Source organism: Psychrobacter maritimus (genome assembly GCF_904846345.1).
Lineage (GTDB): Bacteria > Pseudomonadota > Gammaproteobacteria > Pseudomonadales > Moraxellaceae > Psychrobacter > Psychrobacter maritimus.
Genome location: NZ_CAJHAJ010000011.1, coordinates 62,310 through 73,775, shown reverse-complemented (window position 1 = coordinate 73,775; position 11,466 = coordinate 62,310). Strand labels below are relative to the sequence as shown.

9 protein-coding genes and 1 pseudogene are annotated in these 11,466 nt (G+C 41.6%); 9 read left to right on the top strand and 1 reads right to left on the bottom strand.

The annotated features are described in order from the left end of the window. Positions 1-82 precede the first annotated feature (82 nt). The 9 genes and pseudogenes from JMX50_RS12105 (at position 83) to JMX50_RS12065 (ending at position 8,895) form a co-directional block, all read left to right on the top strand. A complete protein-coding gene (locus JMX50_RS12105; protein ID WP_201619853.1) occupies positions 83-550 on the top strand; it encodes an Lrp/AsnC family transcriptional regulator in 468 nt (155 codons plus the stop codon). A gap of 155 nt (positions 551-705) precedes the next feature. Further along, on the top strand, positions 706-1,485 hold the full coding sequence (locus tag JMX50_RS12100) for a hypothetical protein (protein WP_201629744.1): 780 nt from the start codon (positions 706-708) through the stop codon (positions 1,483-1,485). Positions 1,486-1,717: 232 nt separating this feature from the next. Then, positions 1,718-4,165, top strand: a complete 2,448-nt coding sequence (locus JMX50_RS12095) for a YgiQ family radical SAM protein (RefSeq protein ID WP_201629743.1) — start codon at positions 1,718-1,720, stop codon at positions 4,163-4,165. Positions 4,166-4,621: 456 nt separating this feature from the next. Continuing rightward, positions 4,622-5,029, top strand: coding sequence for a hypothetical protein (locus JMX50_RS12090; protein WP_201562257.1), 408 nt, complete (start codon positions 4,622-4,624; stop codon positions 5,027-5,029). Between the two features lie 250 nt (positions 5,030-5,279). Beyond that, the gene (locus JMX50_RS12085) at positions 5,280-5,831 is read left to right on the top strand and encodes a hypothetical protein (protein ID WP_201629737.1); all 552 of its coding nucleotides are present in this window, start codon (positions 5,280-5,282) and stop codon (positions 5,829-5,831) included. A 98-nt stretch (positions 5,832-5,929) separates the two neighbouring features. Further along, a pseudogene (locus tag JMX50_RS12080) lies at positions 5,930-6,448 on the top strand (REP-associated tyrosine transposase); the annotation flags it as partial. A 978-nt stretch (positions 6,449-7,426) separates the two neighbouring features. Further along, positions 7,427-7,780, top strand: coding sequence for an IS630 transposase-related protein (locus JMX50_RS12075; RefSeq protein WP_201613354.1), 354 nt, complete (start codon positions 7,427-7,429; stop codon positions 7,778-7,780). After that, complete coding sequence (locus tag JMX50_RS12070; protein WP_201629735.1) at positions 7,707-8,273, top strand: IS630 family transposase; 567 nt, start codon at positions 7,707-7,709, stop codon at positions 8,271-8,273. The genes JMX50_RS12075 and JMX50_RS12070 overlap by 74 nt, the downstream gene beginning before the upstream one ends. Positions 8,274-8,319: 46 nt before the next feature. Next, positions 8,320-8,895, top strand: a complete 576-nt coding sequence (locus JMX50_RS12065; protein WP_201629733.1) for a hypothetical protein — start codon at positions 8,320-8,322, stop codon at positions 8,893-8,895. A 304-nt stretch (positions 8,896-9,199) separates the two neighbouring features. Here the strand turns inward: JMX50_RS12065 and ligA are convergent, their stop codons facing one another. Then, positions 9,200-11,299 carry an NAD-dependent DNA ligase LigA gene (gene ligA, locus JMX50_RS12060; RefSeq protein WP_201629731.1) on the bottom strand — a complete coding sequence of 700 codons (2,100 nt, stop codon included), beginning with the start codon at positions 11,297-11,299 and terminating at the stop codon, positions 9,200-9,202. Between the last annotated feature and the right edge of the window lie 167 nt (positions 11,300-11,466).

The following is an 11,466-nucleotide window of genomic DNA, read 5'->3' as shown; positions in this document are numbered from 1 at the left end:
ACTATTTTCTTATATTAAGAATTTATAACGATAATATTTATAATAGATTTTAAATAATTATGAGTTTTTAGAGCCAAATACTATGAGCCATATTTTAGACGATACCGATAAAGCCATTTTAAATTTGCTACAGGACGATGCGAGCTTACCGTTAAAAACGGTGGCAGAACGCGTGCATGTCTCTATCGCTACGGCTCAGCGCCGCATTCAGGCATTGATAGATAACGGAATAATTACCAAACAAGTCGCTATCGTTGACCCAAATAAGGTAGGTTACGGGCTTACGGCGGTGGTAATGATAGAGATGTCGCGCTCCAATACCTCGATGCAGCATCGATTTGAGCGCTTAATGCATGATCAGCCACGGGTGATGAGCTGTTATGAAGTGTCGGGTGATGCCGATTTTATGTTGATGGTTAATGCTAAAAATATGAATGACTATCATGAATTTACGCGTAATTTGCTGACTTACGAGAATAATGTGCGTAGCTTTAAAAGCCAGTTTGTGATGAATTTCACGAAGAGCGGCACCAAGATTTTGTTGGATTAATTTGATGAGAAACGCAGTTTCGCTTTTTAATTAGCCGTAGCTAAGCGGTGATTAAACAAGGTACGATAGCAGTTAAAGTTTAAGAAGTTATCAGTATATAAATATCGCTTAAAAACAAAATCCAATCATAGTCAACGTAGACAAGGAAGCCTCACATGACTAACAACACCATTCCTACCAATAAAAAAAACAATAATGCAGCGCTAAAATTATTCAGATTAAAGCCATTGAACCGAAAAACACTATATCTAAAAACACTGCTAACAGGTGCATCACTTGCGGCATTACTCGTAAGCTCAGGTTGCGCAACCAGCTCTTTACTAGAAAGTGACAATCACGTCAGCACCACCACTACCAAGCAAATCTTATCTGAAGACCAGATTGTGGCCTTTGGTCGTCCTGCGCAGGCATTACCAAAAACGCCAAACGCGACCATGGTCATCGTCGGTGAAAAGAACAGCTATGTGCTGACCCAAGGCGGGACAGAAATGATTGGCTTATTAAGCAATCTGACGCCAAAAAATATTCACGTCGATAACGACATGAGCTTTTTTGTGCCCAATAACGATGGCTATTTTCAGGGTGAAATGAAGCTTTCTTACGCCAAATTAAAAGATGAATTCCAGCGCTCAGACTATCAGTTCTTTTTGCAAAATAATGGCCGTGATTGCACCTCAGCCAGCGATCTACGTATCAATGCTCAGCGCTTTTGTTTTAGCGTTCCTGTCAAAGGTGCTATCTATCCACAGGTCAGCAATTTAAGCTTGATTCAAGCTAATTATCGCGCTTTGAGCAAACCTTATATGGTCAGTTTTTATACTCAAAGTCAGCAAAAACAAGTGTCTCGTAGTGGCAATACGGCGCAAAAGCTGGCCTTACTGCCCTTTGCCCTTGCTTTTGATGTCGTCACTTTCCCATTCCAGTTATTACAGTAGTAAATCTTTCATACTAACAACGGCTTAAATCAAGAAGGTTTCTAAATTTCTAGGAATCCTTTTATTGGTATATTATCTTACGCTATCAATAACTTATCGCTAATCCTTTATCATCGTTTATCACATCCTGAGCGTAATTCATGTTAAAATGAGCGCTTTTAAATGAGCCGTTGTTAATGATTAACAATAACGGCTATTTTTTAGTACCATTTTCTAATTAACAGGTCCGCTCATGTCTGCCGATACCATCGCCCGTACCGCCTTTAAACAAGGCACCAAACCACTTTACGACTACGACAAACATTGGGCGAGCTGCTACGAGCCTGCGCCTTATTTGCCGATGAGCCGCAAAGAGATGGACGATTTGGGCTGGGATGCCTGTGATGTCATCATCATCTCAGGCGATGCCTATGTCGACCATCCAAGCTTTGGCATGGCGATTATCGGCCGCTTATTAGAAGCACAAGGCTTTCGCGTCGGTATCATTGCGCAGCCAGATTGGAAGAGCAAAGATGCCTTTATGGAGCTTGGTAAACCGGTTTATGCTTATGGCGTGACCGCCGGCAACATGGACAGCATGATTAACCGCTATACCGCTGACCGCAAAATCCGTAGCGATGATGCTTACTCGCCGGGTAACGTGGCTGACAAACGCCCTGACCGCGCGGCCATCGTTTATAGCCAGCGTTGCCGTGAAGCCTATCCTGATGTGCCAATTATCTTAGGCGGTATCGAGGGCAGCTTACGCCGTATCGCCCATTATGACTATTGGTCAGATAAAGTCCGCCGCAGTATTTTGATCGACGCCCGTGCCGATGTCTTATTGTATGGTAACGCTGAGCGTGCCATCGTCGATGTGGTACATGGTCTCTCAAAAGGCTATACGTTTGAGCAAATGAGCAAACTACGCGGTACAGCGTATTTATTGACCCCGACCCGTCGCCATTGGCAAGCAGACATGACCGAAGTTGCCAGTAATGATGTCGATACCGTCGGTCGCGTCGATCCAATTATCAATCCATACGTGATGACCGAAGACGTTGATAGCTGCAAAATTGAACAAGAAAAGCCATCTGATTCACCGGTCGGACAAGCTATGACGGGCATGTCCGCGCAGTATCAGGGCTTTGTTGCAGAACCTGTGACCAATAAAGTATTGAATGCTGAGCAAGTGGACGAAGAGACGCAAGTGGTACAAATGCGCGGCTTTAATAAACCGATGACGGCGCGTAAGCATAAAATTAAAATGCCGCCACGTGAACAAACCGTTATTCGTCTGCCGGATTACGAACACGTCAAATCCGACCCTGTTTTGTATGCGCATGCCAGCCGTATCTTACACCTTGAGACCAACCCCGGTAACGCGCGTGCTTTGGTGCAGCGTCATAGTAGCGGTGCCGGTAACTCACATACCTCAATTGACGTTTGGCTTAATCCGCCACCGATTCCACTCTCAACCGAAGAGATGGATTACGTCTTTGATTTGCCGTATGCCCGCCTACCGCATCCAAGCTATGGCGATGCGCGCATCCCTGCTTATGACATGATTAAATTTTCAGTCAATATCATGCGCGGCTGTTTTGGTGGTTGTACGTTCTGCTCAATTACCGAGCATGAAGGTCGTATTATTCAAAACCGCTCAGAAGAATCTATCTTGCGTGAAGTCGAAGCGATTCGTGATACTGCTCCCAACTTTACCGGTGTGATATCCGACCTTGGTGGTCCAACGGCCAATATGTATCGCCTGAACTGTAAAGATGAGACGATTGAGAAAAACTGCCGCAAGCCATCATGCGTTTATCCTGATGTTTGCGAAAATTTGATTACCGATCACAGTAATTTGACTCAGCTATACCGTAAGGCGCGTGATATCAAAGGCGTGAAAAAAATTCTTATCGCCTCAGGTTTGCGTTACGACTTGGCGATTAAAGACCCTGAATATGTCAAAGAATTGGTCAGTCATCACGTCGGTGGTTATCTAAAGATTGCCCCTGAGCATTCAGAAGAAAACGTTTTATCAAAAATGATGAAGCCGGGCATGGGCAATTATGATAAATTCAAAGCCATGTTTGAGCAGTACAGCCAAGAGGCTGGTAAAGAGCAATATCTGATTCCTTACTTTATCGCCGCCCATCCCGGCACCAAAGATGAAGATATGATGAACCTTGCACTTTGGCTAAAAAGCCACGGTTACCGCGCTGACCAAGTGCAGGCGTTTTATCCAAGCCCGATGGCGACCGCAACCACCATGTATCATACGCATAAAGACCCGCTGCATAAAATCAGCCGTGACGAAGGTGACATGGATATCGTCAAATCTGGCAAGCAACGTAAATTGCATAAAGCTTTCTTACGCTATCACGATCCAAAAAATTGGGTACTATTGCGTAAAGCGCTGCAAGATATGGGACGCAGTGACTTAATTGGTAAAAACCGTGGCTGCTTAATTCCGCCATTTAATGCCAGTTTAGAAGGTCGCGATGCGACGCAAGACAGCTATCAATCGGCGCGTAAAAAGAACAGCCGCTTGGGTAATGACTCAGTGAAACGCAGCAATAATAGTCCTAGCGCTGCAAAAAACACCTCGGGCAAAAACACTTCTGGTAAGAATACCAAGAAAGTGAGCAAAGGTAACTTTCAAACGCAGCATACTGGTCTGCCACCGCGTAAGACCAAGTAGCTGAAATAGCTGTAAGTTAAATAGCTATTAGCGATTGCTGCTAAATAAGTTCGAAGTTTTTAGTTAAATTCAATAAGCTCAAACCAAAGCGCCTATCGGCTCATCAGTCGATAGGCGCTTTTTTATATTCTTGATATTTTATATTTTTGATAAAAGTTAGCTGACTTCTTCGCCTATCTCCATAGCGATATATTTGCCGCTTCACTAATTTAAGCTTAGCTATTTTACAAAGGCTGTTAAGTGCAGCGTTACATTAGTCAGTGTTTTAGTAACTTAGTGAACACGTAACAAACAATTTCTAACATTATGCGGAAAGCCTTTTCGATAACATATGCGCTATATGCTTAACGCATAGTGAAAAAATACATTGTTCAAAAAGCATAGTTTAAAAAAGTATAGGTAAAACGCCTAGTTAAAAATAAATATATTATAAATTATATAATTTTGGAGACAACCATGAACACCCTAACTAAATTTGCTGTTGCCCTACCTACTCTTGCTCTACTAAGCGCATGTGCGACTACCGCGCCTACTACCCCAAATAAAACCCCTGCTTCAGAAAGCGTGACCGATGTCGCTTATGACCGTATGGCGCCAGCACCTTATACCTGTACTGATGGCAGCAAAATCTTGGCAAAACAGTCAATCAATAAAAAACAAGTCATGCTAGACGCTACGTTACCTAAAGTGAACTGGGCAAATCAGCCAATCATCCTAAATGGTGGCGTCCAAGGTGATACCGCAAGCTATGTCAACGAATCAAACTCTGAAGTCGTCTATGCATGGCACATGAAAGGCGATAAAGGCATCTTTGCGATGAAATGGGCTGACGGTAAAGAATATCAAGTAAACTGCCAAATCTAAGCAGCTGATATAGATATTAAAACTAAAGCATAATAATTATTAAACAGTCATCAAACGGTGGCTGTTTTTTTATGGCTGTAAGCTTAAAAACATCCTTGCCAATACGTTGTTTTTTATCCCAGTTGTCTCTCGTTTGATAATAATAAGAAATAGCCTTTTGCAGCATTTAGCTAGAGAAGCACGCTGAAAGCTGTCAAAATAGCCCATCTATAAAAATAGCTTATGACTCATAAATAAAGAGGATAACTCAATGGTAAAGCGCTTATTAAGTATGATTATAATGGCTAGTGTGGGCATGTTGACGCTGACGGGCTGCGATAATAGCGCTGACAGCTCTAATGGCACTGATAGCATTGATAGCGCTGATAAAACCTCAGTCACAGCAACATCTGAGGCGGCAAAAGTTAATACTATTGATTGGTCATTGGTCGCAAGCGGCGAAAAAGCTGTTGACCCTGCCAATTATAAATATCCGTTTGCGCTCGATAGCCAAAATGTGCGCGATTATGCGGAATATTTCGATGTGGATAATGCCACCGCGCAGCACAATCTGACGATAAGTATGGCAAGCAATGAAGCGCTGTCAAAGCTGCTCGATCAGCTTAGCGATAGCTATACCTCACATGAAATCATCGATAGTAAAGACATGAAGCTGGTCATTCATACCACGCCTGATGTCGCTGCCAGTCGCTATGATTATGTACTGTCAGATGACTTTGCGAAAGGACTGGTATTGCCGATTGAAATTAAGCCAGATGGTAAGAAAAGTGATGTGAAGGGGCATGGAGAGGTGCAAGAATAGTTTAATTTGTAGGGTGCGCCCAGCGCACCGATAAAATATCAAAATTCATACGGCAAATACAAATGTCACAATACATCCGCTGACACACGAAAGGCGCTACTTACTTTTTTACTTTGGTGTCATGCAATCGAAGAAACATACTGTGCGAAGATGACTTCTTACAAGCATTTAAGAAAAGTATCAAACAGGTGCAACAACAATATCCTTTTGAAATTATTGCATGGGTTCAACTACCCGATCATCTACACTGTATTTGGAGAATGCCTACTAACGATGCTAATTACAGTATGCGTTGGTCGCAGATCAAACGCTTAACCACCCAAGCTTGTCCGCAATATCATTTACCAATAGATGATTTAAGCCGTTCAAAAGTTAAAAGAAACGAAAGAGGTATTTGGCAACGGCGATTTTATGAGCATCAGATAAAGGATGAAGTTGATTTTATAAGACATATGGATTATCTACATTTCAATCCTGTTAAACATGGATTGGTTGGTAAAGTGTCGGAGTGGCCATATTCAAGCTTTCATCGTTATGTGAAGCAAGGTCTTTATATGGAAGATTGGGGTAACAATTCGATGGATTTTACGGAGAATTTTTCAGATAGATTGGAGTAGTTTGCTTTATCTGGTGAGCTGGGCGCACCCGGACCCTACGCTCTCTTTTCAGAACTCCTTAGAAATTAAGTATGCTGTGAAGATAGTGATATATATTACTTCTAAAAATAAAAAATTTCCTAAACTATTACTTATGAAGTTTTGCCAAAATTCTTTTAGAGGTAAATCCCTAAATAGTAAGAATGGAATCGCTAGATAGACAAAAAACAAGAGTAATCCCATCGGTCTTCTTAAACTTTGAAGTTGCATTGAAGAAACACTAAACTCTCCTGTTTGAGCCCATTTTTTGCCATCTCGTATTTTATTTTTGGTATGATTACTTAGACCTTTAAAGACGGTAAAAGAAGATAATGCTATAATCGTAAATATTATAAAAAATGTGAAACTATCATTAATTACGTAATTTATCTTAGAAAGATTATTGTTCTTTGATAAAAATGTAATTTTTGTATTTAAGTTAAATATATTAAAAGAAAAATAATAGAAAATGACAAATAAAAAATTTCCCCACCAGTAAAAGTATGGTAAGGGTGAGAAATCATTTAAAACTTGGAAAAAAAATAATCTGAGTTGGGATGTGTTTTAGAGTTTTTTTTCTTATAAAGTTGTCCAAAAATTTTATTCATAATAAACCACACAAAGCAGAATGTAGGGTGCGCCTAGCCCATCAACGTAAGAGTATAGAAGACTAAATCAGAAACTGTAGGGTGCGCCCAGCGCACCAACTCATGAACATGAAACAAGAGATTAAAACACTTATCTATGAAAATTACTCCACTTATTAAATAATACTTTTAAATTCAAAACCCGTCTCTTGAATGGTGTGCGGGGCGCACCCTACGCTAACTAGATGAAGATTATTTTACCTAAAATTTCTCATGATTGAGGTTATATCGATTTTAAAAATACTTAGTTATAGTCAGTCTTTTATAAATAAGATACAATTGTTTTAAAACAAGCGAAATGGTATAAGAATATATGACCTATTCAGCAGACTTCCGAGCTCAAGTGATCAAAAGTGTTAAAAGTAAAGACATGAGTATTCGTGAAGCGTGTACTTTCTACAATATTAGTAAAACCGCATTACAGCGCTGGCTGAAAAACCCAAGTATCAAACAAACTCGGAATAAACCACCCAGTAAAATACCTAATGACGTGCTATTAAAAGATGTTGAACAGTATCCAGACGATTATATGTATGAGAGAGCACAGCGTTTAAATTGTAGCAAATCAGGCATTGAGATTGCCTTAAAGCGCCTTGGTATCAGTCAAAAAAAAGACCTTAGAACATCCAAAAGCATGTCCAATCAAAAGAGCGGAATATCAGAGTAAGCTTGATCGTTTTATGAAGCAATGCTATCCCATCGTTTTCATGGATGAAAGCGGCTTTGAGGCTGAAACCATTCGCCCTTACGGCTATGCGCCCATTGGAACGCCTTGCATTGGTAGCTACAACTGGCAATCAAAAAAGCGTACTAATGTTATCGGGGCTTTGTATGAAAAGATGCTGTTTGCGCTTGATTACTTTGAGCAGAATATTAATGGTGACATATTCTACCAATGGTGCAAACACACACTCATTCCAAGCCTTAAAACCAGATGCGTAATTGTTATGGATAATGCTCGATTTCATAAAAACAAACGCATTCAAAAATTACTGAACAGACATGGCCATCGTATTCTATGGCTGCCACCCTACAGTCCTGATCTTAATCCCATAGAGAAAAAATGGGCACAGGCAAAATTTCTACGCCAAGGGTGGATGGAGAATGATCTACCTAAACTGTTTCGTGATATGGGATGTATCTCTTTTATTCTGGATTAACTATATAATTGAAATTATTTTTTAAAAGAGTGTATTAGATACTTCTATGCTAAATAATGCCTTACAAGATTTTTGGGATACTATGAGGGAATTCATATTTTATCCTAAATTTATGATGATTTTTATACCTAGTTTAGTGTTCATTAGTTTGTTTTTTATTCCTGAGGGTTATGCAGGTTGGACAAAAGCTGCCGAAACCATGTTAGGTACCTATCAGAATAAATGGTTATTAGATATAACTTATATTAGTATATTGATACAAGTATCATATGTTTATATGAATGCTTTTTTTAAAAAGGATTTTCATGAAAATAAATATAAGCTTGTTAAATTTATGAAACCTAAAGAGAATATCACTGATGAACAGATAGCAAATGAAAACCCAAAGGGCTTTAGAATAATTTTCTATTTTTTATTTGTAGCATATTTAGTATTTGTGAATATTGACTTAGCACCATTAAATGGATCAAGCAGGTGGTCGCCAGAATTTAATAGATTTGTTTTTATTAACTTTTTTATATATTTCTGTTTGCCATATTTTTTGTTTGGATACCTTAGTCTACATTCTTTTTTAACTAAAGAAGACTTAGTTAAAGGACGTAAAATTTTTCCGAGGAGATAAGTTGTAGGGTGCGCCCAGCGCACCAACTCATGAACATGAAATAATAGATTAAAACACTTATCTATGAAAATTACTCCACTTATTAAATAATACATATAAATTCAAAATCCATCTCTTAAATGGTGCGCTGGGAACACCCTAAATTTTTATATGCGAAGTTTTTTGCGCGAGGGACGAGCGCCGAGTAAATCATTAAAGAAAGACGGCTCATGACCCGCATATTTGCCCACTATTAAAGCAAGCGATGCTGAGGCCATGCTTTTCCGTTTCTGTCTTTTTCCTCTTTTAATGGCAAGGACTTGCCCTACTCCCTAACCAACACCAAAAACTCTTCCTCACCCACCACTTTTACGCCCAGCTTCTCAGCCTTCGCCATCTTCGAGCCAGCTTTATCACCTGCCAGTAGCGCAGTGGTTTTTGCTGAGATACTACCTGAGACTTTGGCACCGAGCGCTTGTAGCTTGGCTTTGGCTTCATCACGTGCCATGCTATCGAGCGCGCCCGTAATGACCCACGTTTGCCCATCGAGCGGCAATCCCTCTGACACCACTTGCTCAACCTTATCCCAGTGCACGCCAGCTTCACGCAGTGCGGTGATGACTTCGATATTGTGCGGTGCGCGGAAAAATTCATGCGCCAGCTCAGCGGTGATAGCGCCCACATCAGGCGTTTGTAGGAGCTTGTCGATATCTGCTGCCATCAGGCTATCAAGGTCGCCAAATTGCTGCGCCAAATTCTGCGCCGTGGTCTCACCGACACCGCGAATACCAAGCGCATAGATAAAGCGTGCGAGCGTCGTCTGTTTGCTGGTTTCAATGGCGCTGAGGATATTTTGTACCGATTTTTCTCCTAGTTTTTCAAGCGTAATCAGCTCGTCTTGATGTTTATGCAACTGATAGATATCGGCGACGGTCTTGACCAAACCGTGCTCAAAAAAGCTAATCAGCCAACTTGCGCCTAAGCCATCGATATCCATCGCCCGACGCGAGACAAAATGAATAAGCGCTTCTTGCTGCTGCGCGGGACAAAACAATCCGCCCGTACAACGTGCCAACGCTTCACCTTCAGGCAATACCACAGGGGAGTCGCATACAGGGCAAATCGATGGCAATTTAACAGGTTCTGAATCTGCTGGACGCTGATCTGTCCAAACGCGGGTGACTTTGGGGATGACATCGCCGGCACGGTGGACGCTAACCATATCGCCTGCGCGCACATCCAGTCGTTGAATCTCACCAAAGTTATGCAAGGTAACATTGCTAACGGTAACGCCGCCGACTTTGACTGGCTCTAACTTACCAACTGGGGTGATTTGTCCGGTGCGTCCGACTTGCCATTCAATATCGTTTAGACGCGTCATGACGGTTTCGGCAGGGAATTTATACGCCGTTGCCCAGCGCGGCTCACGCGATAAAAAGCCAAGCTGCTGCTGCAATGCCAAGTTATTAACCTTGATGACCATGCCATCAATTTCAAACGGCAGCTTACTACGCGTTTCAATCATCGACTCATAATAAGCTTGTGCTTCGCGTGGGTTTTTTACCACTCTCACCGCGCTGACGCTAAAACCTATGTCACCAAGCCAAGCCAATGCCGCTGATTGGGTATCGATAGTCTCAGGTAGACCTTGATTGACTGAATAGCAGTAAAATGCCAGCGGACGGCTAGCAGCAATAGCGGGGTCAAGCTGACGTAAGCTACCAGCGGCGGCATTACGAGGATTGGCAAAGGTTTTATCGCCCTTTTCTTCCGCTAGGCGATTCAGACGCTCAAAGCCGGCTTTTGGCATCAGCACTTCACCACGCACTTCTAACAAGGGAATATCGCTTGCAGCAGTAAGCCAAAGCGGCAGATTGCGAATGGTCTTGGCGTTTTGGGTAATATCCTCGCCCGTTTGCCCATCACCGCGCGTCACCGCTTGGGTAAATTGTCCATAAGCGTATTTGAGTGACACCGCCAAGCCATCAAGCTTTAGCTCCATCTCGTATTCAGGGTTTTTCTGCGCGTCATTAAGACGATCATTGACGCGGCGCATAAAGGTATGCAGCTCGTCATAATCAAAGACATTGCCGAGCGATAACATCGGAATATCATGGGTAACTTGGGTAAAGGCTGACAGTGGCATATCGCCAACTTGATTGATTGGGCTATCCGGCTGTATTAAATCTGGGTATTGTTCTTCAAGCTCAAGCAAAGAGCGGCGTAATTGATCGTATTCACTGTCTTCTAAAATCGGATTGTCGAGCACATAATAAGCATAATTATGCGTCTTTAAATTATCAATAAGCGTGCGCATTTGGGTGACGATAGCAGCATCATTGCCTGCAGATTGTGCAGTGTTACTGTCTTTATTCATCTCTTTATTCATGTCTTTAGAGGTAAGCGGTGCGATAGGATCAGTCATAGTCGGCGTCTTTTTTTTGCGATTCAAGATGCCGATATGATAACAAGTTTGCAGGATATGCGGATATGATTTTGTAGAAAACTAATTCTGTTGAAAACTAATTCTGTTGAAAACTAAGTTTATAGAAAATCAGGCGAATGAAACGCTTATAAACCAAAAACTAAAAA

Excerpts from the sequence above, each read along its gene's own strand:
- JMX50_RS12095 (WP_201629743.1), top strand. The coding sequence starts at position 1,718 with ATGTCTGCCGATACCATCGCCCGTACCGCCTTTAAACAAGGCACCAAA.
- JMX50_RS12105 (WP_201619853.1), top strand. The coding sequence starts at position 83 with ATGAGCCATATTTTAGACGATACCGATAAAGCCATTTTAAATTTGCTA.
- ligA (WP_201629731.1), bottom strand. The coding sequence starts at position 11,299 with ATGACTGATCCTATCGCACCGCTTACCTCTAAAGACATGAATAAAGAG.
- JMX50_RS12075 (WP_201613354.1), top strand. The coding sequence starts at position 7,427 with ATGACCTATTCAGCAGACTTCCGAGCTCAAGTGATCAAAAGTGTTAAA.
- JMX50_RS12100 (WP_201629744.1), top strand. The coding sequence starts at position 706 with ATGACTAACAACACCATTCCTACCAATAAAAAAAACAATAATGCAGCG.
- JMX50_RS12085 (WP_201629737.1), top strand. The coding sequence starts at position 5,280 with ATGGTAAAGCGCTTATTAAGTATGATTATAATGGCTAGTGTGGGCATG.
- JMX50_RS12090 (WP_201562257.1), top strand. The coding sequence starts at position 4,622 with ATGAACACCCTAACTAAATTTGCTGTTGCCCTACCTACTCTTGCTCTA.
- JMX50_RS12065 (WP_201629733.1), top strand. The coding sequence starts at position 8,320 with ATGCTAAATAATGCCTTACAAGATTTTTGGGATACTATGAGGGAATTC.